At 36.0% G+C, this 24,135-nt stretch carries 24 protein-coding genes and 4 tRNA genes; 27 read left to right on the top strand and 1 reads right to left on the bottom strand.

Annotated elements, in window-relative coordinates; translation table 11 throughout:
- Nucleotides 1–38 precede the first annotated feature (38 nt).
- The 5 genes from mnmG (at nt 39) to spo0J (ending at nt 5,443) form a co-directional block, all read left to right on the top strand.
- The gene (gene mnmG, locus ACUL40_RS19650) at nt 39–1,928 is read left to right on the top strand and encodes a tRNA uridine-5-carboxymethylaminomethyl(34) synthesis enzyme MnmG (RefSeq protein WP_000541031.1); all 1,890 of its coding nucleotides are present in this window, start codon (nt 39–41) and stop codon (nt 1,926–1,928) included.
- A 21-nt stretch (nt 1,929–1,949) separates the two neighbouring features.
- Nucleotides 1,950–2,669 (top strand): 16S rRNA (guanine(527)-N(7))-methyltransferase RsmG, encoded by a 720-nt coding sequence (gene rsmG, locus ACUL40_RS19645; protein WP_001019628.1) that lies wholly within the window; start codon nt 1,950–1,952, stop codon nt 2,667–2,669.
- Nucleotides 2,670–2,774: 105 nt separating this feature from the next.
- Nucleotides 2,775–3,647: a nucleoid occlusion protein gene (gene noc / locus ACUL40_RS19640; RefSeq protein ID WP_000799016.1), complete on the top strand. Its 873-nt coding sequence runs from the start codon at nt 2,775–2,777 to the stop codon at nt 3,645–3,647.
- Nucleotides 3,648–3,837: 190 nt separating this feature from the next.
- Nucleotides 3,838–4,599, top strand: a complete 762-nt coding sequence (gene soj / locus ACUL40_RS19635) for a sporulation initiation inhibitor protein Soj (protein ID WP_000516114.1) — start codon at nt 3,838–3,840, stop codon at nt 4,597–4,599.
- Nucleotides 4,592–5,443 carry a stage 0 sporulation protein Spo0J gene (gene spo0J / locus ACUL40_RS19630; protein ID WP_001051832.1) on the top strand — a complete coding sequence of 284 codons (852 nt, stop codon included), beginning with the start codon at nt 4,592–4,594 and terminating at the stop codon, nt 5,441–5,443. Before soj ends, spo0J begins: the two co-directional genes overlap by 8 nt.
- A gap of 20 nt (nt 5,444–5,463) precedes the next feature.
- On the opposite strand, the gene yyaC is transcribed toward spo0J, so the two are convergent.
- Nucleotides 5,464–6,060: a spore protease YyaC gene (gene yyaC, locus ACUL40_RS19625; RefSeq protein ID WP_001020714.1), complete on the bottom strand. Its 597-nt coding sequence runs from the start codon at nt 6,058–6,060 to the stop codon at nt 5,464–5,466.
- Between the two features lie 259 nt (nt 6,061–6,319).
- Between yyaC and ACUL40_RS19620 the strand changes: the two genes are divergently transcribed.
- The 22 genes from ACUL40_RS19620 (at nt 6,320) to ACUL40_RS19515 (ending at nt 24,080) form a co-directional block, all read left to right on the top strand.
- Nucleotides 6,320–7,201: a mechanosensitive ion channel family protein gene (locus ACUL40_RS19620; protein ID WP_000364814.1), complete on the top strand. Its 882-nt coding sequence runs from the start codon at nt 6,320–6,322 to the stop codon at nt 7,199–7,201.
- A gap of 20 nt (nt 7,202–7,221) precedes the next feature.
- Entirely contained in the window at nt 7,222–7,419 is a 198-nt protein-coding gene (locus ACUL40_RS19615; RefSeq protein WP_000435485.1) for a DUF951 domain-containing protein, read from the top strand.
- A gap of 115 nt (nt 7,420–7,534) precedes the next feature.
- Nucleotides 7,535–8,635 (top strand): redox-regulated ATPase YchF, encoded by a 1,101-nt coding sequence (gene ychF / locus ACUL40_RS19610; protein WP_000524657.1) that lies wholly within the window; start codon nt 7,535–7,537, stop codon nt 8,633–8,635.
- A gap of 191 nt (nt 8,636–8,826) precedes the next feature.
- Nucleotides 8,827–9,117 (top strand): 30S ribosomal protein S6, encoded by a 291-nt coding sequence (gene rpsF / locus ACUL40_RS19605; protein ID WP_001233778.1) that lies wholly within the window; start codon nt 8,827–8,829, stop codon nt 9,115–9,117.
- Nucleotides 9,118–9,143: 26 nt separating this feature from the next.
- Entirely contained in the window at nt 9,144–9,656 is a 513-nt protein-coding gene (gene ssb / locus ACUL40_RS19600; RefSeq protein WP_000981966.1) for a single-stranded DNA-binding protein, read from the top strand.
- A gap of 45 nt (nt 9,657–9,701) precedes the next feature.
- On the top strand, nt 9,702–9,935 hold the full coding sequence (rpsR, locus tag ACUL40_RS19595; RefSeq protein WP_000918873.1) for a 30S ribosomal protein S18: 234 nt from the start codon (nt 9,702–9,704) through the stop codon (nt 9,933–9,935).
- 79 nt (nt 9,936–10,014) lie between these two features.
- Nucleotides 10,015–10,950, top strand: a complete 936-nt coding sequence (locus ACUL40_RS19590) for a YybS family protein (protein WP_000814840.1) — start codon at nt 10,015–10,017, stop codon at nt 10,948–10,950.
- Nucleotides 10,951–11,028: 78 nt separating this feature from the next.
- Entirely contained in the window at nt 11,029–13,002 is a 1,974-nt protein-coding gene (locus ACUL40_RS19585) for a DHH family phosphoesterase (protein WP_001113785.1), read from the top strand.
- Nucleotides 12,999–13,445, top strand: a complete 447-nt coding sequence (gene rplI / locus ACUL40_RS19580) for a 50S ribosomal protein L9 (RefSeq protein WP_000864228.1) — start codon at nt 12,999–13,001, stop codon at nt 13,443–13,445. Before ACUL40_RS19585 ends, rplI begins: the two co-directional genes overlap by 4 nt.
- A 27-nt stretch (nt 13,446–13,472) precedes the next feature.
- A complete protein-coding gene (dnaB, locus tag ACUL40_RS19575) occupies nt 13,473–14,834 on the top strand; it encodes a replicative DNA helicase (protein WP_001286148.1) in 1,362 nt (453 codons plus the stop codon).
- Nucleotides 14,835–15,048: 214 nt separating this feature from the next.
- Complete coding sequence (locus ACUL40_RS19570; RefSeq protein ID WP_000100238.1) at nt 15,049–16,338, top strand: adenylosuccinate synthase; 1,290 nt, start codon at nt 15,049–15,051, stop codon at nt 16,336–16,338.
- A 144-nt stretch (nt 16,339–16,482) separates the two neighbouring features.
- Nucleotides 16,483–16,558: transfer RNA gene (locus tag ACUL40_RS19565), tRNA-Lys, on the top strand.
- A 13-nt stretch (nt 16,559–16,571) separates the two neighbouring features.
- Nucleotides 16,572–16,643, top strand: a tRNA-Glu gene (locus ACUL40_RS19560).
- Between the two features lie 21 nt (nt 16,644–16,664).
- Nucleotides 16,665–16,740 (top strand) — tRNA-Asp (locus tag ACUL40_RS19555).
- A 41-nt stretch (nt 16,741–16,781) separates the two neighbouring features.
- Nucleotides 16,782–16,854 (top strand) — tRNA-Phe (locus ACUL40_RS19550).
- A 281-nt stretch (nt 16,855–17,135) separates the two neighbouring features.
- The gene (walR, locus tag ACUL40_RS19545) at nt 17,136–17,843 is read left to right on the top strand and encodes a cell wall metabolism DNA-binding response regulator WalR (protein WP_000971865.1); all 708 of its coding nucleotides are present in this window, start codon (nt 17,136–17,138) and stop codon (nt 17,841–17,843) included.
- A gap of 3 nt (nt 17,844–17,846) precedes the next feature.
- Nucleotides 17,847–19,688 (top strand): cell wall metabolism sensor histidine kinase WalK, encoded by a 1,842-nt coding sequence (gene walK / locus ACUL40_RS19540; protein ID WP_000755367.1) that lies wholly within the window; start codon nt 17,847–17,849, stop codon nt 19,686–19,688.
- Nucleotides 19,685–21,001 (top strand): YycH family regulatory protein, encoded by a 1,317-nt coding sequence (locus ACUL40_RS19535; protein ID WP_445422765.1) that lies wholly within the window; start codon nt 19,685–19,687, stop codon nt 20,999–21,001. The genes walK and ACUL40_RS19535 overlap by 4 nt, the downstream gene beginning before the upstream one ends.
- A complete protein-coding gene (locus tag ACUL40_RS19530) occupies nt 20,982–21,824 on the top strand; it encodes a two-component system regulatory protein YycI (protein ID WP_000383740.1) in 843 nt (280 codons plus the stop codon). The genes ACUL40_RS19535 and ACUL40_RS19530 overlap by 20 nt, the downstream gene beginning before the upstream one ends.
- Nucleotides 21,808–22,602: an MBL fold metallo-hydrolase gene (locus ACUL40_RS19525; RefSeq protein WP_000522837.1), complete on the top strand. Its 795-nt coding sequence runs from the start codon at nt 21,808–21,810 to the stop codon at nt 22,600–22,602. Before ACUL40_RS19530 ends, ACUL40_RS19525 begins: the two co-directional genes overlap by 17 nt.
- A 63-nt stretch (nt 22,603–22,665) precedes the next feature.
- Complete coding sequence (locus ACUL40_RS19520) at nt 22,666–23,841, top strand: S1C family serine protease (protein ID WP_326038122.1); 1,176 nt, start codon at nt 22,666–22,668, stop codon at nt 23,839–23,841.
- A 53-nt stretch (nt 23,842–23,894) separates the two neighbouring features.
- Nucleotides 23,895–24,080: a CxxH/CxxC protein gene (locus tag ACUL40_RS19515; protein ID WP_001052827.1), complete on the top strand. Its 186-nt coding sequence runs from the start codon at nt 23,895–23,897 to the stop codon at nt 24,078–24,080.
- Nucleotides 24,081–24,135 lie beyond the last annotated feature (55 nt).

Raw genomic sequence — 24,135 nt, 5'->3', positions numbered from 1 at the left:
AGTTGTAGAAAGATAGAGATTATTAGGAGGAATAAACAATGGGATACAATGCCGGTTCATACGATGTCATAGTAATCGGTGCAGGTCATGCAGGATGTGAAGCTGGTCTTGCGGCAGCACGAATGGGCTCAAAAACATTAATGTTAACAATTAACTTGGATATGGTAGCATTCATGCCATGTAACCCTTCTGTTGGTGGACCAGCAAAAGGGATTGTTGTTCGTGAAATTGATGCATTAGGCGGAGAAATGGGACGTAATATTGATAAAACTCATATTCAAATGCGTATGCTAAATACAGGTAAGGGACCAGCCGTACGTGCACTTCGAGCGCAAGCTGATAAATTCGCTTACCAACATGAATTAAAGAAAACAATTGAAGAAACACCAAACTTAACGTTGTTCCAAGGAATGGTAGAGCGTTTAATCGTTGAAGAAGGTGTATGTAAAGGGGTAGTTACACAAGCTGGTGCAGAATATACAGCAAAAACCGTTGTAATTACAACTGGAACATTTTTACGCGGCGAGATTATCATGGGCGACTTAAAATATTCAAGCGGTCCAAATAATCAGCAACCGTCTATTACATTATCTGAGCATTTAGAGGAACTTGGATTTGATCTTGTTAGATTTAAAACAGGGACACCTCCGCGTGTAAACAGTAATACAATTGACTACAGTAAAACAGAAATTCAACCAGGTGATGATAAGCCACGTGCGTTCTCTTTTGAAACAACGAAATTTATTATGGATCAAATTCCATGTTGGTTGACATATACAAGTACAGAAACACACCGTTTAATAGATGAAAATTTACATCGTTCAGCTATGTATTCTGGTATGATTAAAGGAACAGGCCCTAGATACTGTCCTTCTATTGAAGACAAAGTAGTAAGATTTAATGATAAACCACGCCATCAAATTTTCTTAGAGCCAGAAGGGCGTAATACACAAGAAGTATATGTACAAGGTTTATCCACAAGCTTACCAGAAGATGTACAACGTGACATGCTTAGAACAATTCCAGGCCTAGAAAATGTTGAAATGATGCGTACAGGTTATGCAATTGAATATGATGCAATTGTGCCAACACAACTATGGCCAACACTTGAAACGAAAAAGATTAAAAATTTATATACAGCAGGACAAATTAATGGAACTTCTGGTTACGAAGAGGCGGCAGGACAAGGGCTTATGGCTGGAATTAATGCAGCATGCCGTTCTTTAGGTAAAAAAGAAGTTGTTTTAGGTCGCGAGGATGCTTATATTGGCGTCTTAATTGATGATCTTGTAACGAAAGGTACAAATGAACCATATCGTTTATTAACGTCTCGTGCAGAATACCGTCTATTATTACGCCACGATAATGCTGATCTTCGTTTAACTGAAGTTGGTCGTGAAATTGGATTAATTAAAGAAGAGCGCTATGAGCGATTTACAAATAAAAAATTACAAATTGAACAGGAAAAGGAACGGTTAAGCAGCATTATTATTAAACCACGTCCTGAAGTACAAGAATTAATTCGCAATATTGGCGGAAGTGAATTGAAAGATGGAATACGTGCAAGTGACTTATTACGTCGTCCAGAGATGACATATGAGCATATTCATCTTTTAGTACCAAGTGAAGTAGAATTAAGTGATGAAGTTAAAGAACAAGTTGAAATTCAGATTAAGTATGAAGGGTATATTGAAAAATCTTTACAGCAAGTAGAGCGTATGAAGAAAATGGAGAGTAAAAAAATCCCTGTAGATATTGATTATGATGCGATTTCTAGCCTTGCTTCAGAAGCTAGACAGAAATTGAAAGATGTTCGTCCACTTTCAATGGGGCAGGCTTCACGTATTTCTGGCGTAAATCCAGCGGATATTTCCATTTTACTTGTGTATATAGAACAAGGAAAAATTGCACGCGTATCGAACCAATAAATAGTAAGGAGATATTGCTAGATGAACATAGAACAATTTCAATCTATGCTAGAAGAGAAGGGAATCACCCTCTCTTCTAGACAGTTAGAGCAGTTCAAAATCTACTTTGAAACATTAGTAGAGTGGAATGAAAAAATGAACTTAACGGCTATTACAGAAAAAGAAGAAGTATATTTAAAACACTTTTTTGATTCCATTACAGCTGCTTTTTATTATGATTTTTCAAAACCATTCTCAATTTGTGATGTTGGTGCAGGGGCTGGATTCCCAAGTATTCCTTTAAAAATTTGTTTCCCGCACTTAAAAGTAACAATTGTAGATTCATTGCAAAAACGTATTAATTTCTTAAATCACTTAGCCCAAAAGTTAGAATTAAGTGATGTTGCATTTTGTCACGATCGTGCTGAAACATTTGGGAAAAAAGAAGGTGTACGTGAATCATACGATATTGTAATGGCACGTGCAGTTGCGCGTCTTTCTGTATTAAGTGAGCTATGTTTACCACTTGTAAAAGTTGGAGGAACATTCATTGCAATGAAAGGTGCAGCAGCAAACGAAGAAATTGAAAATGGCAAGTATGCTTTAGAGGTGCTAGGCGGAGAGTTGAAAGAGATGTCTACGTTCCAATTGCCATTTGAAGAGAGTGAACGTAATATTTTATTAATCGAGAAAAAGCGCAAGACACCAAAGAAATATCCACGCAAACCGGGAACACCCAATAAATTACCTATTGAAAAATAAATCTTATTAGACGTAAGATTAAATTATATAAATGAAAACGTAAATGTTTCATAGGAAACATTTTATGGAGAATAGTCAATAGGCCTAAAAGGTGGTGGAATATGTATGAAAAATACGTTTTCTCGTTTATTTGGCTTTGGAGATAAAGAGAGCGAATTCGAATTACAAGACGAAAGCCATGAAGAGATAGATAAAAAGGTATATGAAGAAATACAAGAAATTCCGATAGTAAATATTACCCCTAACCGTTATCAACCAAGAACAGTTTTTGATGATGCGCGTATTGATGAGCTAGCATTAACAATTCGTACACATGGACTTATTCAACCGATTGTTGTAAGGCAATATGAGGATGATAAGTACGAGATTATTGCTGGAGAAAGACGTTTTCGCGCGGCAACAAAGTTAGGTTGGGAAAAGGTTCCTGCAATTATAAAGAATTTAAATGATACAGAGACAGCTTCTGTAGCTTTAATTGAAAACTTGCAACGTGAGGAACTAACGGCAATCGAGGAAGCTGTGGCATATCAAAAGCTGATTGAGTTACATAATTTAACACAAGAAGCATTGGCACAAAGACTTGGAAAAGGACAATCTACAATCGCAAATAAGTTGCGCTTGTTAAAGTTGCCTGAAGAAATAAAAAGTGCATTATTAGAAAAAAGCATTACAGAACGTCATGCCCGCGCTCTCATTCCTTTAAAAAATGAGGAATTACAACTGAAGGTTTTACAGGAAATTGTTGAGAAACAACTAAATGTAAAGCAAACAGAAGAACGAATTGCGAAGTTACTAGAGGAAGCGAAACCGAAGCGTAAGGCAAAGCAAAAAGCAGTAAGTCGAGATACGAGGATTGCTATGAATACAATTAGACAATCTTTACAAATGGTTACTGAAAGTGGTTTGAATGTTAATTCTGAGGAAGAAGAATTTGATGAGTACTATCAAATTACAATTAAAATTCCAAAGAAAAAATAATAATGACGTGCTAGAGACCTTATCCTATTGGAGAGGTCTCTTTTACTATATTTTCTTGTTAAATGAAGAAGGAGTTTAGAAATAAATTTTGAAGTTTAATAAAGGACGTAAAAGAAAAAGTTTTATTTCATGTTACAATAAACGTAATTGTTACTAGAATAAGATAGAAAGGTTGAAAGTAGGTGACATCATGGGAAAAATCATTGCTATTGCTAATCAAAAAGGCGGTGTTGGAAAAACAACAACATCTGTTAATTTAGGGGCTGGATTGGCGCAAGTAGGTAAAAAAGTCCTTCTTGTAGATATTGATGCTCAAGGAAATGCAACGACTGGTGTGGGAATTGAAAAATCTGAATTAGATCAATGTATTTACAACGTTCTTGTGGAAGATGCAGATGTTCAAGGGGTTATACAGAAAACCGCAACTGAAAACTTAGATGTTCTACCCGCTACAATTCAATTGGCTGGTGCTGAAATTGAATTGGTACCGACTATTTCCCGGGAAGTACGTTTGCAAAGAGCATTACAGCCAGTTCGTGATGAATATGACTATATTATTATCGACTGTCCCCCATCTTTAGGGTTATTAACGATTAATGCATTAACAGCAGCAGATTCTGTTATTATTCCTGTACAGTGTGAATATTACGCACTAGAAGGGTTAAGTCAGCTATTAAATACAGTTCGACTTGTACAAAAACATTTAAATAAAAATTTAGCAATTCAAGGTGTATTGTTAACAATGTTGGATGCCCGTACAAATTTAGGGATTCAAGTTATAGATGAAGTGAAAAAGTATTTTAGGGATAAAGTATATCGCTCGATTATTCCGCGTAATGTACGCTTGAGCGAGGCTCCAAGTCATGGGAAACCTATTATGCAGTATGACGCTAAATCAAGAGGAGCAGAAGTGTATATAGATTTAGCAGAGGAAGTGATTGCAGGTGGCTAAAGGATTAGGAAGAGGAATTAATGTGTTTTTTCCTGATTTAGATGTGAAAGAAGAGGAAACAATTCAGGAGATTCTTGTAACTGAATTAAGGCCGAATCCATATCAACCGCGTAAACACTTTAATAAAGAGGCGATTCAGGAATTAGCAATTTCGATTAAGGAACACGGTATTCTACAACCATTAATTGCTAGGAAGAGTATTAAAGGATATGAAATTGTTGCAGGTGAAAGACGATTTCGTGCTGCAAAAGAGGCTGGTTTAGAAAAAGTACCTGCGGTTGTAAGACAATTAACTGAACAGCAAATGATGGAATTTGCTTTGTTAGAAAACTTACAACGAGAAGATTTAAATCCTATGGAAGAGGCAATGGCATACCAGATGTTAATGAATGAGCTAAATGTAACGCAAGAACAATTAGCGAAACGTCTTGGTAAAAGCAGACCTTACATTGCAAATTATACTCGGTTATTAAGCCTACCTTCTTTCGTACAAGATATGATTGCAAATGGTCAACTTTCAATGGCTCATGGGAGAACTTTACTTACGATAAAAGATGAAGAACAATTGAAGTCCTTATTGAAACGCATTGAAAAAGAAGGATTAAATGTTCGTCAATTAGAGAAAATCGTCCAAGAGATTAATCAACACGTTTCACGTGAAACAAAAAAAGTGAAAAAAGAGCGAAATATATTTTTCGTAGAACGTGAAACGTTCTTAAGAGAAAAGTTTGGCACAGATGTGAAAATTAAAGAGACGAAAAAAGAAAAAGGTAAAATCGAAATTGAATTTTTTAATAAAGAAGATTTAAATCGTATTTTAGAACTATTAGCACAGAAAAATTAAAAAGCAAACCATCTTATTATTTATAGATGGTTTGCTTTTTTTAATGCGGATAATTTTTGATCCGTCTCTTTTATACTTTTTGCGATTACATCAGCCATTTTCATGACTAAACTTAATCTTGTATTTTGAAGAACGAAAAACTCCATAAACCCATTTAGATTGACGATACCGTGTATGTGCAAATCACCAACTGCAGGTAATTTCTTATTCATAGCAGCTCCAGGTTTACTAGGTCCCTTTCCAGTAGTGATTGATCCGATATTTTGGGACTTTCCTAAACATGCATCAACAGCAATTATAAATGCAGTAGGATATTCTTTCTGTATATTCTGAATTTTCTCTTCTAAATTTAGCGCATGTACTGGCTCATCTAGTGTACCGAATACTTGGAGGTTTTGGATGTCTATTTGTTCAAGTTTTGTACCAACTAATGGGCCGAGTGCGTCACCTGTAGAGCGATCTGTGCCGATACAAACGAGAATAAGTGGTATATTAGTTTTAATAGGAATATGGGTAAGTAAGAAATTACTGATTATTTCAGAGGCTTCTAGATCTTGGTGCATAACGTTTTGAGTTTCTTTCTCAAAAAATGGTAAGCGAAAACTTCCAATATTCATGAAGCACCCATCCTTTTAATAAATTTTCAATATATGTTATATGGTGAGGAAAATGGAAAGTTATAAGTGCGTAATTTTTGCAAAATGTGAATGAAAACGGAAATAATAGTACTAGTATATATATATTCGTTCCATTTTATACCTGGATGTCGGGGATAAAATAGGATTAAAATCATAAAATTTTTTCAGCAATTAGGGGACTTCTGATACAATAATAAGGGTAACTAAAAAGAAATTTTAGCTAGAGAGGTAGAGGTACATGGATTTATTAGCGAAGTGGTTTAATTCTATGAAACAGTATTTATTAGATGCTGATCGTTGGGCTCATATTGGAGTTGCGACATTAAAAATATGTATTATTTTAACAATTGGTGCAGTTGTTGTGCGAATTGCAAGGGCGGTTGTACGAAATGCGTTTCGTATGGGGAGTCGTTCTCCAATTCAAATTTCAGAACGTCGTACAGTTACAGTAGCGAAATTACTTGAAAATATTGTAGCGTACGTTGTTATGTTCATTATGCTAATTGCGATTTTAGGTGTGTTTGATATTAATGCATCAGGTTTATTAGCGGGTGCTGGGGTAATTGGTTTAGCAGTCGGATTTGGTGCTCAAAGTTTAGTGAAAGACGTTATTACAGGTTTATTTATTTTGTTAGAAGATCAGTTTTCAGTTGGCGATTATGTTAAAATCGGTCAATTTGAAGGAGTCGTTTTAGAAATTGGACTTCGTACAACGAAAGTAAAGAGTTGGACAGGTGAAATTCATACTTTACCAAATGGAAGTATTATTCAAGTTACTAACTACTCAGTTAGTAATAGTGTAGCGTTTGTTGATGTATCTATTTCATATGAGGCTGATATTGCGAAAGCAGAGCAAGTTATTGAAGATTTATTAGTAGAATTACCTTCAAAGTACGAAAAAATGGTAACAACACCTCAATTATTAGGTGTGCAAACATTAGCTGCATCAGAAGTTATATTACGTGTTATTGCTGAAGTAGAACCGATGCAACATGCAGTTATTGCAAGGGCACTTCGTAAAGAGATTAAAAATCGTCTTGATTTACATGGAATTGAAATTCCATATCCACGTATGGTTTTATATAATCGTGAAGAATTAGTTAGTGGAAAAGCAATTTAGTATGGAGAGGAGTTTGGAGAATGGAGCAAAAGGAATATAACTTGTATGATGTTGTGGAAATGAAGAAAGCCCATCCATGTGGCGAGAATCGTTGGAAAATTATTCGTATGGGAATGGATATCCGCATTAAGTGCGAGGGGTGTGACCATTCAGTAATGATTCCTCGAAGAGAGTTTGATCGTAAGGTGAAAAAAATACTTGTGAAGCACGAAGAATAGAGGAAGAGTAACAGTTACAGTAGGTAACTGTTACTTTTTTTCGTTTGGCGGAAACTTGTCATTTTTTTCGTTACTATCTATAATGATGAAAGATTGAGACATAGGAGTGAAAAATATGGGATTAACGGCTGGGATTGTTGGATTACCTAACGTAGGGAAGTCCACTTTATTTAATGCAATTACACAAGCAGGAGCAGAATCTGCGAACTATCCATTCTGTACAATTGATCCAAACGTAGGGATTGTAGAAGTACCAGATGAGCGTTTAAATAAATTAACGGAATTAGTAGAGCCGAAAAAGACTGTTCCGACTGTATTCGAGTTTACTGATATTGCAGGTATCGTAAAAGGTGCTAGTAAAGGTGAAGGTTTAGGAAATAAATTCTTATCTCACATTCGTCAAGTAGATGCAATTTGCCAAGTTGTTCGTTGTTTTGAAGACGAAAATATTACGCACGTTTCAGGGAAAGTAGATCCAATTGATGATATTGAAACAATCAATTTAGAGCTAATTTTAGCGGACTTAGAGTCTGTTGATAAGCGTATCGAGCGTGTTGCGAAATTAGCAAGACAAAAAGATAAAGAAGCGGTATATGAGCATGAAATTTTAGTTCGTTTAAAAGAAGCTTTTGAAGAGGGAAAACCAGCTCGTACTGTTGAATTTACAGAAGAGCAGATGAAGATTGTTAAAGGCCTTCATTTACTTACAACAAAAGAAATGTTATACGTAGCGAATGTAAGTGAAGACGATATTATCGATCCTTCGGAAAATAAATACGTACAAATGGTAAAAGAATTTGCAGCAAATGAAAATTCTCAAGTAATCGTTGTATGTGCAAAAATCGAATCAGAAATCGCTGAATTAGACGAAGAAGAGAAAAAAGTATTCCTTGAAGAATTAGGAATTGAAGAGTCTGGTTTAGATCAATTAATTCGTGCAGCATATGACCTATTAGGACTTGCTACGTACTTTACAGCTGGCGTTCAAGAAGTACGTGCTTGGACATTTAAACAAGGAATGAAGGCACCACAATGTGCTGGTGTTATTCATACAGACTTTGAGCGTGGATTTATTCGTGCAGAAACAGTTTCTTACGATGATTTAATGACAAACGGTTCTATGACAGCTGCAAAAGAAGCTGGAAAAGTACGTTTAGAAGGAAAAGAATATATCGTAAAAGACGGAGATGTTATGCACTTCCGTTTTAACGTTTAATTTAATATTTCCTAGGAAAAATAAAGATATGAACTTGGCAAATATATTATATGTTTGCCAAGTTTTTTATGTATTGGTGAGTTGATTCATATAACTTACTATGATATAATCTAAACTCGTGAGTAATTACTATAAATTAATTGCTCCTTGCCCATTACGGGCCGTTTAGACCAAAAGGAGGTGAAAGTGTAATGAGAAAGTACGAAATTATGTACATCATTCGTCCTGGCGTTGAAGAAGAAGCTCAAAAAGCTTTAGTTGAACGTTTTGCAGGTGTTTTAACAAACAATGGTGCAGAAATCATTAACACGAAAGAGTGGGGTAAGCGTCGTTTAGCTTACGAAATCAACGACTTACGTGAAGGTTTCTACATGATCTTAAACGTGAAATCTAACGCAGAAGCGATTAACGAATTCGACCGTTTAGCTAAGATCAACGAAGACATCCTTCGTCATATCGTTGTTAAAGAAGAAGAAAAATAATTGATATATAAGGGAGAGTGGTTCGATTGATGAATCGTGTTATCCTCGTTGGTCGTTTAACTAAGGACCCTGACTTACGTTACACGCCCAATGGTGTCGCAGTAGCTACTTTTACGTTAGCTGTGAATCGCGCATTTGCCAATCAGCAAGGTGAGCGTGAAGCTGACTTTATTAATTGTGTAATATGGCGTAAACAAGCAGAAAACGTAGCAAATTATTTGAAAAAAGGTAGCTTAGCAGGCGTAGATGGGCGTCTTCAAACTCGTAATTACGAGGGACAAGATGGTAAACGTGTATACGTAACAGAAGTTCTTGCGGAAAGCGTGCAATTTTTAGAGCCGCGTAATGGCGGTGGGGAGCAACGTGGTTCATTTAATCAGCAACCATCAGGAGCTGGTTTCGGTAACCAAGGCTCTAACCCATTTGGTCAATCTAGTAATTCAGGTAACCAAGGTAACTCTGGATTTACGAAGAATGACGATCCATTTTCAAATGTAGGTCAACCGATCGACATTTCCGACGACGATTTACCGTTCTAATACAGTAAATTTGTTAGTTTTAACAAAGAATGGAGGGAAATAGACATGGCAGGACGCAAAGGTGGACGTGCGAAACGTCGTAAGGTGTGTTTCTTCACAGCTAACGGCATCACTCGCATTGACTATAAAGATGTTGATTTATTAAAACGTTTCGTTTCTGAGCGTGGTAAAATTTTACCTCGTCGTGTAACAGGAACAAGCGCAAAATACCAACGTAAACTTACAGTTGCAATTAAACGTGCTCGTCAAATGGCACTTTTACCATATGTTGGTGAATAATAGCGTATGAAATGCACAGTAGAGTCGGACTCTACTGTGCATTTTGCTATGCTTTTCTTTTTGAAAGAGAGGTTAAAATGTGAAACAAACAAAGTTTATTACAGAAGGTGCAGCATTATTAGCTATATATGCAATTTTATTGCTTATATCTATGTATGTTCCGATTTTGGGTACAGTTGTAACTTTTGCGTTGCCGTTACCATTTATACTATTAATGATAAGACATAAACTATCTAATGTGCTCGTGGTTTTTGTAGCAGCACTTTTTGTTACTATTATTGTGAGTCAACCGCTGAATTTAGTGAAGACAATTATGTTTGGATTGATAGGGATTGTTTTAGGATATATGTATAAAACAAGAAAAAAGCCAGTTGAAATCTTAATAGCGGGGACGCTTGCATACTTAATTGGTTTTGTACTTATTTATGTTGCGAGTATAAAGTTTTTCAACATAGATATAATGAAGCAAATGCAAAGTATGTTTAGTGAAAGTATGGCGAAAAGCGAAAAGATAGTAAGTGCTACAGGTATGCCGATTAGTAAGGAACAAAAAGAGCTACTTGCACAAATGAATGATATATTACAATCGTTACTTCCAAGTATACTTGTGCTAGTTTCAGTATGTTTTTCTTGGATTACAGTGATAATATCAGGTAGTGTTTTGAAAAAGTTAAAACATGAAGTTATATCTTGGCCTAAATTTAAAGATATACAATTACCAAAGAGTATCATTTGGTATTACGTTATATTTATTTTGTTAGCAACTTTTATAAAAGTAGAACCAACATCATATTTACATATGGTATTTTCTAACCTAAATGTCATATTTGCACTATTGCTTGTACTGCAAGGTCTGACATTTATCGCCTTTTTAGCGTATAGAAAAGGTTTTACTAAAGGGGTTCCTATTATTAGTTTTATTGCATGCATGTTTATTCCGATGCTGTTTCCTCTTGTGACAATCTTAGGTATAATTGACTTAGGGATTTCATTGCGTTCTAAAATAGGGGGATAAAATAATATTCCTTATACTATTTTAATCTGTTTAACTAACTGGAAGGTAAGTTAGTTTTACTTTATAGGAGTTGTATACATGCCTGAATTTGATAAGAAACAGTGGTTTTTATATCCTGTTTATGTATTGGCATTTTTTGTGTTTGTGCTCATTTCAATTCTCTGTTATTTTCATTTAATTATGGGTATAGCTGCTTTTGTCATTTTTTGTATCGTATTCTTTATCGTTATACGATTTGAACTTAATTTTCAAAGGAATTTCGAAAAGCATACGACAGATATGATTACAAGAGTAAAGAAAGTAAGTAATGAAGCATTTAACCAAATGCCGATTGGTATTTTGTTATACAATAAGGATTATGGGATTGATTGGGCAAATCCTTATTTATCTTCATGTCTGGGACAGCACGCATTAGCTGGATGGCACCTTTACGATGTATCAGAAACATTACTTCTTTTCATTAAAGGAGAAACTTCTGATGATATAGTCTCTTTAAATAATCGAAAGTTTCGCGTTTTTGTAAGGAAAGAAGAAAAGTTAATTTATTTCTTTGATGTAACGGAACAAACAGAAATCGAAAAGATGTACGAGGATCAAAGGACTGTTTTAGCTGTCATCTATTTGGATAATTATGATGAAGTTACACAAGGATTAGATGATCAATTACGTACGAATATAACAAGTCTTGTGACATCGCGACTAAATGAATGGGCACTTAAGTATGGTGCTTATTTAAAACGTGCATCTTCAGAAAGATTCTTCGTTGTGCTAAATGAAAGTATTTTGACGCAGATGGAGAAAGGGAAATTTAGCATTTTAGATCAGGTGCGTGAAGAAACATCTAAAAGGAATATACCACTTACATTAAGTGTGGGTGTCGGATCAGGTGATTTACCTTTATCAGAGCTTGGAGCAATGGCTCAATCTGGTTTAGATCTTGCGCTTGGGCGTGGGGGAGACCAAGTAGCTATTAAACAAGCGACAGGTAAAGTTAAGTTCTATGGAGGTAAGACAAATCCGGTTGAAAAACGTACCCGTGTACGCGCCAGGGTCATTTCGCATGCGTTAAAGGATTTAGTATTAGAAAGTAGTAATGTCATTATTATGGGGCATAGGGCTCCCGATATGGACGCAATTGGTGCTGCGATTGGTATTTTAAAAGTGGCTCAATTAAATGAGCGTAAAGGATATATTGTGTTAGATGAAAATGATTCCGATAAAGGAATTAAGCGTTTGATGGACAAAGTGAAACAAAATGAGGAGTTATGGTCTCATTTTATTACTCCAGAGCAAGCGATGGAATTTGCAAATGATGAGTCGTTACTTGTTGTTGTCGATACGCATAAACCTTCTATGGTGATGGAGCAAAAACTGTTACATAAAATTGAAAATGTAGTAGTTATTGATCATCATCGCCGTGGAGAAGATTTTATTGAAGACCCATTGCTAGTTTATATGGAACCATATGCTTCTTCAACGGCAGAATTGGTTACAGAATTACTTGAGTATCAACCTAAAAATTTAAAGATGACAATGTTAGAAGCGACGGCATTGTTAGCGGGTATTATTGTCGACACGAAAAGTTTCACATTCCGGACAGGGGCTCGTACATTTGATGCTGCTTCTTATTTACGCTCACATGGTGCAGATACTGTACTTGTACAAGAACTTTTAAAGGAAGATATGGATCAGTATTTACGGGTTGCAAAAGCTATAAAAAATGCGTACATTTATAAAAATGGAATTGCGATTGCTAAAGTTGATAGTGATGATTACTACGATCAAGTGCTTATTGCGCAATCGGCAGACACGTTATTAACGATGACAGGGATTATTGCATCATTTGTTGTTGCGAAACGTGGCGAGAATCTCATTGGAATTAGCAGCAGGTCTTTAGGTGAAGTGAATGTGCAGCTAATTATGGAAAACTTAGGCGGTGGCGGGCATTTGACGAATGCAGCCACACAGATGAAAAATGTTACAGTAGATGAAGCTGAGGAGAAGCTTCGATTTGTTATTGATGACTATTTACAGGGAGGCACACAATCATGAAAGTAATTTTTCTAAAAGACGTAAAAGGTAAAGGTAAAAAAGGAGAAGTAAAAAACGTACCAGATGGCTATGCAAATAACTTCTTACTAAAACAAGGATTAGCTGCTGAAGCAACAAATAGCAGTATGAAAACTTTAGAAGCTCAAAAGCGTAAAGAAGAAAAAGATGCAGCAGCAGAGCTTGAAAATGCAAAAGAGTTAAAAGAGACTTTAGAGAAATTAACTGTAGAATTAAAGGCGAAATCTGGAGAAGGTGGCCGTTTATTTGGTTCTATCACAAGCAAACAAATCGTAGATGCAATGCAAAAATCACACAAGATTAAACTTGATAAACGTAAATTTGAAATGGACGATGCAATCCGTGCGCTAGGTTATACAAACGTTACTGTGAAATTGCATCCACAAGTAACAGCAACAGTAAAAGTTCATGTTAGTGAACAATAAAAATAAATTAAGCAAGGAGGATTGCGTATGAGTGATGTACTTGCTGATCGTACCCCTCCGCATAATATAGAGGCTGAGCAGGCGGTTTTAGGGGCCATATTGATTGATCAAGATGCGTTAACTTCAGCATCAGAGTTATTGGTACCTGATTCGTTCTATCGAACGAAACATCAAAAGATTTTTGAAGTCATGCTTGGGCTATCTGATAAGGGAGAGCCGATCGACTTAGTAATGATGACATCAGCAATGGCTGATCAAGGGTTACTAGAAGAGGTTGGTGGGGTTTCTTACTTAGCAGAGTTAGCAGAAGTTGTGCCAACTGCAGCTAACGTAGAATATTACGCACGCATCATCGCTGAAAAGGCGCTTTTACGTCGTTTAATTCGCACGGCGACTCATATTGTATCGGATGGATACGAGAGAGAAGATGATGTGGATGGTCTTTTAAACGAGGCTGAGAAAAAAATATTAGAAGTATCCCATCAAACGAATGCAAAAGCATTCCAAAACATTAAAGATGTTCTTGTAGATGCTTATGACAAAATTGAACTTTTGCATAATCAAAAGGGTGAAGTTACTGGGATACCAACTGGGTTTACTGAATTAGATAAGATGACAGCAGGTTTCCAACGAAATGATTTAATTATCGTGGCAGCACGTCCATCAGTAGGGAAAACGGCATTTTCATTAAATATTGCACAAAACGTAGCGACGAAAACGGATGAAAATGTAGCGATTTTTAGTTTGGAGATGGGTGCTGATCAGCTTGTTATGCGTATGCTTTGTGCAGAAGGGAATATTGATGCACAAAGACTTCGTACTGGTTCATTAACTTCCGATGATTGGGCAAAATTAACAATGGCAATGGGGAGTCTCTCAAATGCTGGTATATATATTGATGATACGCCAGGTATTAAAGTAAATGAGATTCGAGCAAAATGCCGTAGATTAAAGCAAGAACAAGGTCTTGGTATGATTTTGATTGACTATTTGCAGCTTATTCAAGGAAGTGGGAAATCAGGAGAAAACCGTCAGCAGGAAGTATCTGAGATTTCTCGTACCTTAAAAGGGATTGCGCGTGAATTGCAAGTGCCTGTTATTGCTTTATCACAGTTATCTCGTGGTGTAGAATCTCGTCAAGATAAACGCCCGATGATGTCTGATATTCGTGAATCTGGAAGTATTGAGCAGGATGCTGATATTGTAGCTTTCCTATATCGTGAAGACTACTATGATCGAGAAACGGAAAACAAAAATACAATTGAAATTATTATTGCAAAACAACGTAACGGTCCAGTAGGTTCAGTGGAACTTGCATTCGTCAAAGAGTTCAATAAGTTCGTTAACTTAGAACGTCGTTTTGAGGATGGACATGCTCCACCGGCATAAAGGCAGTATAAAAAAGAAACACATTTCTTATAATAAGATGTGTTTCTTTTTTTTATAAGAAAGATAAGGCTTTCATAAGTTAAATATATAATTCTTACGAACGAAAAAGTTTTTTTGTGAAAAAATGTTCGCTTTTCGGTTGACTTCTCTTTCGGTTTTGGTACAATTATATTGTTTGAATAGATCGTTTGAAAATTGCGGAGGTGCTTTAATAATGTCTTCAGTAGTAGTTGTAGGAACACAATGGGGCGACGAAGGAAAAGGTAAAATCACTGATTTTCTTTCTGAGCATGCGGAAGTAGTTGCAAGATATCAAGGTGGAAATAACGCGGGACATACAATTGTTTTCGGCGGAGTTAAATATAAATTACACTTAATTCCATCTGGTATTTTCTATAAAGAGAAAATTTGTGTAATCGGAAACGGATTAGTAGTAGATCCAAAAGCATTACTTGAAGAGTTAAAATACTTACACGATCGTGGTGTAAGTACTGATAATTTACGTGTAAGTAACCGTGCACATGTTATTTTACCTTACCACTTAAAACAAGATGAGTTAGAAGAAGCAAGTAAAGGTGATAACAAAATCGGTACAACGAAAAAAGGTATCGGTCCTGCATATATGGATAAAGCTGCTCGTATTGGTATTCGTATGGCTGATCTTTTAGACCGTGAAGCATTTAAAGAGAAGCTTGAGCGCAATTTAGTAGAAAAAAATCGTTTATTTGAAAAAATGTACGATACAGAAGGTTTCACTGTAGAAGAAATTTTCGAAGAGTACTTCGAGTACGGGCAACAAATCGCGCAATATGTATGTGATACGTCTGTTGTATTAAATGATGCATTAGATAATAATCACCGTGTATTATTTGAAGGTGCGCAAGGTGTTATGCTTGATATTGACCACGGTACGTACCCGTTCGTTACATCTTCTAACCCAATTGCTGGTGGTGTAACAGTTGGAACTGGAGTTGGTCCTGCGAAAGTTACTCGCGTTGTAGGTGTATGTAAAGCATATACAAGCCGCGTTGGTGATGGTCCATTCCCTACTGAGCTTCATGATGAAATTGGTCATCAAATTCGTGAAGTTGGTCGCGAGTATGGAACGACAACTGGTCGTCCACGCCGCGTAGGTTGGTTCGATAGCGTTGTTGTAAGACATGCACGTCGTGTTAGTGGTTTAACGGATCTATCATTAAATTCTATCGACGTTTTAACAGGTATTCCAACTCTTAAAATTTGTGTAGCTTACAAATACAATGGCGAAGTTATTGATGAAGTTCCAGCTAACTTAAACATTTTAGCGAAATGTGAGCCTGTATATGAAGAGCTTCCAGGTTGGGAAGAAGATATTACTGGTGTAAAATCATTAGATGAACTTCCTGAAAATGCACGAAAATACGTAGAACGTGTTTCTGAGTTAACAGGAATTCAAATATCTATGTTCTCAGTTGGACCAGATCGTAACCAAACAAATATTGTACGTAACGTATACGAAGCTTAATTAACATTTTTTGAAAAAAAAACTCATGTCTGCATGAGTTTTTTTCTTATTCTTTTATAAAAAAACAAAAAAAGTATTGCAATAAATACAGAATACATGTTATGATACATCTTGTCGTCACGAAAATATGACGTTGGTGAGTATGAGCCATTAGCTCAGTTGGTAGAGCATCTGACTTTTAATCAGAGGGTCGAAGGTTCGAGTCCTTCATGGCTCACCATTTTATTTTTCGTGGCCCGTTGGTCAAGTGGTTAAGACACCGCCCTTTCACGGCGGTAACACGGGTTCGAATCCCGTACGGGTCATGTTTTTTTTTGCTTATTTTTGGTCCCGTGGTGTAGTGGTTAACATGCCTGCCTGTCACGCAGGAGATCGCCGGTTCGACCCCGGTCGGGACCGCCACTTTTGTTTATACCACCATTAGTGGTTTTATATATAGTTTTGGCTCGGTAGCTCAGTCGGTAGAGCAGAGGACTGAAAATCCTCGTGTCGGCGGTTCGATTCCGTCCCGAGCCACTCTCAGGATATTAAGTGGGCCCACTTAATATCCTTTTTATTTATGTAATTTTACAAAACTGAGTAGTTATTTTAAAATAGAACGAGGAGCCTCTAGCAGTTGAAGCTAGAGGTTTTTCTATAGATCGTATAGGATGCCGTGTAAAAGTGGATCATACATGAGTCTATGAGAATAGAGGAGAAAATACTTAAACAAAGGATGCGGTCATATAGGACATACTATGTAAACATCAATATGTTTAGGGATTATTGACCATATTTTTATAAGGAGGAAATAGACGATGATGGGAAAGAAAATTTTAGTAGTTGATGATGAAAAGCCGATTGCAGATATTTTGAAGTTTAACCTAGAAAAAGAAGGTTTTGAAATAGTAATGGCGCATGATGGTGATGAAGCAATTGAAAAGGCTAATGAAGAGCAACCAGATATGGTTTTATTAGATATTATGCTACCAGGTAAAGATGGCTTAGAGGTTTGCCGTGAAATACGTAAAAGCTCAGAAATGCCGATTATTATGCTTACAGCAAAGGACTCTGAGATTGATAAAGTATTAGGGCTCGAGCTTGGGGCAGATGATTATGTAACGAAGCCATTTAGTACGAGGGAATTACTTGCTCGTGTGAAGGCGAATTTACGCCGCCATCAACAAGGTGGTGCTGCGGAAAAAGAAGAAAATACAGAAATGGTTATTGGACCAATTGTGATCAATCCAAATGCATATAGTGTAACGAAGCGCGAGGAAAATATCGAGCTTACACATCGTGAATTTGAGTTGCTACATTATTTAGCGAAACATTTAGGACAAGTTATGACACGCGAACATTTATTACAAACAGTTTGGGGTTATGACTATTTTGGAGATGTGCGCACAGTAGACGTTACAGTACGTCGTTTGCGTGAAAAAATTGAAGATAATCCAAGCCATCCTACTTTAATTGTAACTAGACGTGGAGTAGGGTATTACTTGCGTGACCCAGAGCAGGAATAGTATATGAAGAAAGTTGGTTTTTTTCAATCTATTCATTTAAAATTTGTGCTTATATATATGCTATTAATATTAATAGCGATGCAAGTTATTGGAGTATATTTCGTAAGGGAATTAGAGAAGAGCTTAGTACAAGGTTTTAGGGATTCTTTAACGCAGCAAACAAACTTATTATCATATAATTTGAAGCAAGAGTTTAAAAAAAGTTATACAAAAGCAGAAACAGAGTCAACAGATGAAACGATTAAAACTTCAATTCGAAAATTTGCCTCTGATCAGAAGAAAGTTATACAAGAGGTAAGTGTATTTGATTCGCACAGAAAGTTACTGGCTATTTCAGATGAATCAAAGCAGAATAAGGTGAATCGAACATCAACTGATATAGCTGTTCAGCGAGTGTTAGTACAAAAAAAGCCGGAAGTGAAAATTGAGAAGGATGGTAGTACAGGTCATCGTGTTCAAGTTATGCTTACTCCGATTCTAGATGATAACGGTAAGGATGCGCTTGGTGTTATTTACATTGTGGCATCTATGGAAGATGTATATAAACAAATGAAGGATATAAATCAAATTTTTGCTACGGGAACAGTAATTGCTTTATTAGTAACGGCCGTACTTGGGATTTTATTGGCTCAAACAATTACAAGACCAATTTCAGATATGCGGAGACAAGCAATCGAAATGGCAAAAGGAAATTATTCGAGAAAAGTAAAAGTGCATAGCCATGATGAAATTGGACAACTGGCATTATCCTTCAATAATTTATCAAAAAAATTACAACAAGCTCGTTCTTCTACAGAAAGTGAAAGGCGTAAATTATCATCTGTTTTATCACATATGACAGATGGAGTAATTGCTACTGACCGAAAAGGGGATATTATTTTACTAAATGATCCTGCGGAAAAGATGTTAAATGTTTCTCGTGAAACAGCGCTCGATCAATCTGTTTTAGAGGTATTAGGGATACAGGAAGAATTTACGCTCGATCATTTATATGAAGAGCCAGATTCTGTTTTATTAGATTTTAGTACGAGAAACGAACCATATATTTTACGTGCTAGTTTTTCTGTTATTCAAAAAGAAACAGGGAAGGCAAACGGCTTAATTGCTGTACTATATGATGTAACAGAGCAGGAGCGTATAGAACGGGAACGCCGTGAGTTTGTGGCGAATGTCTCTCATGAATTAAGGACGCCATTAACGACGATGCGCAGTTATTTAGAGGCACTTACAGATGGAGCATGGCAGGATCCAAATATTGCACCACAATTTTTAACGGTTACACAAGAAGAAACAGAAAGAATGATTAGACTTGTAAATGCGTTGTTACAGCTATCTAAACTTGATAGTACAGAGCATCGTTTAATGAAAGAATGGGTCGACTTTACTGATTTCTTTAATAATATTATTGATCGCTTTGAAATGTCTAAAGAGCAAAATGTAAGTTTCAAACGATCTTTCTCTAAGAAATCTAGATTTATTGATATGGATACTGACAAAATTACTCAAGTGCTGTATAACATTATTTCTAACGCATTAAAGTATTCACCAGAAGGTGGAACAGTAACATATCGTTTACGTGATCGCGGTGATTTATTAGAAATTAGTGTAAGTGACCAAGGAATGGGTATTCCAAAAGAAAACGTTGATAAAATCTTTGAACGTTTTTATCGCGTAGATAAAGCTCGTTCAAGACAAATGGGTGGTACTGGGCTTGGATTAGCAATTGCAAAAGAAATGATTGAGGCACATGGTGGCTCTATTTGGGCGAAGAGTGAAGAAGGAAAAGGGACAACTATTTATTTCACGTTACCAATGGCAGCAGATGAAGAGGACGATTGGGAATGAGTATGGAAAACTTTAAAACAATAGTTTTAATTAACCTAGTTGTAATTAGCCTATTTCTTACTTTTAACCTATGGACGTATGTGCCAGATTCTACATCCATGCAAAACGCGAAATTTGTGCAGGGAAATGAAGGAATGAACCAAACTAAAATTTCCGATGTTGTCCGTCCTACTTCTATCATCGTGCATAAAGATAAAAATCATTATGGGAGCAGAAGAGAGGCAGATATAGAATCAATCTATAAGCCTCTGGAAGTAGGGGAACTACATGATTTTAAAGAGATATCAATCACTAAGGGTGATTTCCTTTCATATGTGCATGGTGAAGGGAAAGTTGAACTTGTTTTCCCTACCGATATCCCATTTGATGCAGTAAAATCCATGTTTAACATGAAAGAGAAGAGTACAGATAAGCCTAAACATTTTAATCGTATTCTCCTCGATCCTTCTCGAAGTAAGGATCAAGAAATTAAAATTAACTTTGTTTCTGATGGTGATAACTTTAAAATATACGAGGCAAAATTAAGTGGCGTGTATTTAAAAGATATTGTAAATGCCCAAAATCAATTTATAGTATCAGCAAAGCCTTATTTTGATTATCAACTTAATGATATGAAAAAGTTATTTTTACCAGATGGAACGACAGAGTTAAACAATATAACATATATTTCATCTAATTTAGCAGTTGATACGTTTAAGAATGCTCTGTTTAGTGATCCTCGTTATTTAAGTCCGATTACCGAGATGTCGAAAGAAACATTTACAGATGGTATTAGATCCATGGAAATTGAAAACGATCGTCACATGCTAAAGTATAAAAACTCTTCTGTCTTAACTGAGAAAACGATAGATAATTTAATGCTTTTACAAAAAAGCTTTGAATTCGTAAGTGGTCACAGTGGAAGTTTGGATTCATATCGTTTGGACTATATGAATAAAGGAGAGACAGTATTTCGTTTAAATGAAGATGGATATTCAGTATTCAATGAAGATGGATTAGCTGAATTGAGACAAATATGGGGATCAGAAGAAGTAATGGAATATGAAAGACCGTTGCTGTCTTTAAATACTAAAGGTATAGAACAGAAGGTTACTCTTCCGTCAGGGCATGTTGTAATAGCATCCCTAGAAAATAATCCAGAGATAAAGAAACAAGTAATTAAGGATATTGGTATTGGATACAAGTTATTACTAGATGGACAAGTAGTTCGATTACAACCAATTTGGTATGTAAAGCTTGTTGAAGATGAAACAGGTAAACAGAAAATCTATGAGTGGAGTGAGGGAGGACTAAATGGATTGGGATCGGATTAAAACCATATTTATTGTGACCTTTTTTGTTTTGGACCTCTTTCTCATTTTCCAATTCATTCAAAAGCAAGATAGTAATCAATTGGAGCTTATTGCAGAAACAAAGATAGATCAAGAATTAAAAGCAAACAAAATTACGATGGGAAATATCCCTAAAGAACCGAAAAAAGAGTCATTTATTAGAGCAGAAAATAAAGCCTTTAAAGAAGAAGATATACAGTCTTTGAAAAATCAAACAGTGCATATACAAAATATGTACAAGATAGAAAGTAAGCTAAAAGAGCCTTTTTTAAATACGAAATCATTATCAAAAGATAAGTATAATGAATTTTTGAAGAACTATGTATTGGATGGACAAAAGTATGAATTTGGAGCGGTGAAAGACTCTAAAATTTATTTCTTCCAAAAATATAAAGATAAGCCTATTTTCTATAATAATCAGGCGATGATTGTTGTGGAATTAAATGAAAAAAATGAACTTGTTTCATATACGCAGACAATGCTAACTGATTTAAAAGAAATGGGCGAAGGTGAAAAAACGAAAGAGCAAGAAATTATTACGGCTCAAACAGCTTTAGAAAATTTGTATTTAAAAAATAAAATTCATGGAAATACGCATGTTAAAGAAGCACAAATTGGTTATGCCACTCTTACCGCATCTACTTCTAATAACCAAGTACTGGCTCCAACGTGGAATTTGAAAACGGAACAGAAGCAGGACTTCTTTGTGAATGCAATTGAAGGACAAGTTATGGAATTAGGAGAAAAGGAAAATCAAGTGGTTGATGAACATACTGGAGTGAGAAAGAATGGGGTTGCATTTTAGCGTACTTGCAAGTGGAAGTACAGGAAATATGCTATACGTAGGAACCGATGAAAAAAAATTACTAGTCGACGCAGGTTTAAGTGGTAAAGCAACAGAGGCTTTATTTAAACAAGCAGAACTGAATATAAATGATGTATCAGGTATTCTTGTAACGCATGAGCATAGTGATCATATTAAAGGTTTAGGTGTACTGGCACGTAAATATGATTTACCTGTTTATGCGAATGAGAAAACATGGAATGCAATGGAACATTTAATAGGAAATATCCCAACTGAACAAAAGTTTATTTTCTCAGTTGGTGATGTGAAAACCTTTGGTGATATTGAAGTCGAGTCATTTGGAGTTTCTCATGATGCGGCAGAACCGATGTTTTATGCTTTCCATAACAATAATAGGAAGTTAGCGCTTATTACAGATACGGGATACGTAAGTGACCGTATGAAAGGCGTTATTAAGGGAGCTAATGCTTTCGTATTTGAAAGTAATCATGATGTAGAAATGCTTCGTATGGGACGTTATCCATGGAGCATTAAACGACGTATTTTAAGTGACGTTGGGCATGTTTGTAATGAGGATGCTGCATTAGCGATGGCAGATGTAATTACAGATGAGACAAAGCATATTTATTTAGCCCATTTAAGCTTAGATAATAACATGAAAGAACTAGCGCGTATGTCAGTATCACAAGTACTAGAGGAAAAAGGATTTGGAGTGGGTGAATCCTTTGAAATTCACGATACAGATCCAAAAATGCCTACAAAAATTCAATACGTATAATTCTTCATTTTAGTAAACAATAAAGGTGAATATAGTTGTTTTCAGGAAGATAGGTGAACAAATATGTCCTTTATTGATGAAGAAAATTATCGTATGAAACGTGCAGGAAAAAAGAAGCACAAAGGTATAGTTCTTTCTAGTATAGCGGGAACAATTGTAGGAGCTTCTTTATTCGCGTTTGGAGCGCCTTTATTTTCAAATTCTGCTGATACGCTTCTGCAAGCTGAAGCAAGCGGAAGTAATATGGCCGAAACTCAAGGGATTAAACAGATTAGCTTTGTAGATGCTGTTGATCGTGCATCTGAAGCTGTTGTGGGTGTTATTAATATTCAACGAGATAACTTTTCAGAGGCAGATTCAGAGGCCGGTACAGGATCAGGAGTAATTTATAAAAAGACAGATGGTCAAGCTTATATTGTAACGAATAATCATGTTGTAGCTGGAGCGAATCGTATTGAAGTAAGTCTAAGTGACGGTAAGAAGGTTCCTGGAAAAGTATTAGGAACCGATGTAGTCACAGACTTAGCTGTATTAGAAATAGATGCAAAGCATGTGAAAAAAATAATTGAAATTGGCGATTCTAATACTGTTCGCAGAGGAGAGCCAGTTATTGCGATTGGAAACCCGCTTGGACTGCAATTTTCTGGAACAGTTACACAAGGTATTATTTCAGCTAATGAACGTATTGTCCCTGTAGATTTAGATCAAGATGGACATTATGATTGGCAAGTAGAAGTGTTACAAACAGATGCAGCGATTAATCCGGGGAATAGTGGCGGTGCGCTTGTAAATGCAGCAGGACAATTAATTGGTATTAATTCAATGAAAATTGCTGCAAAAGAAGTAGAAGGAATCGGCCTTGCTATTCCGGTGACTAGAGCTGTTCCGATTATGAATGAACTTGAGAAGTATGGAAAAGTAAGAAGACCATATGTTGGGATTGAACTTAGGTCATTAAATGAAATTCCAAACTATTATTGGTCAAAAACATTACATTTACCAGGTACTGTAACAGAGGGAGTTTGTATTTTGGATGTGAAAAGTCCTTCGCCAGGTGCGGATGCTGGTTTAAGAGAACATGATGTTATTGTGGCGGTAGATGGAAAACCGATTCGCGATATTATTGGATTCCGTACGGCCTTATATGATAAGGAAATTAATGATAAAATGACTCTTACGTTTTATCGTGGCACAAAAAGAGTAACAACAACAGTGAAATTAGGCATTCAAAAGTATTAAAAACAGGAGGGCCTACCTCCTGTTTTCTATTGTAGAAAAGTGAGGTGAAGAAAATGAATTTACCTTGTTGTTTAGAGCATGTTGAATTAGCGTTAGATATCATTGTGGATGAGTGTGAAGTTGCGCCAGTTATCAACAATGTGGATAACTCGGAAAAAGAGAAAAAAACATGTGAATTTTGTCAAAATGAGGCGACATATGTTGTATCGAACACAGATTCTCACACAATATGTGGGTAGTATTTGTGGATATGTGGATAAGTTTTGTGGATAACATGTTTGTAAGGTGGAGGAT

Source organism: Bacillus sp. KNSH39, from assembly GCF_052656585.1.
The sequence above is the reverse complement of the archived record's forward strand: the minus strand, read 5'-3'. Positions and strand labels throughout refer to the sequence as shown.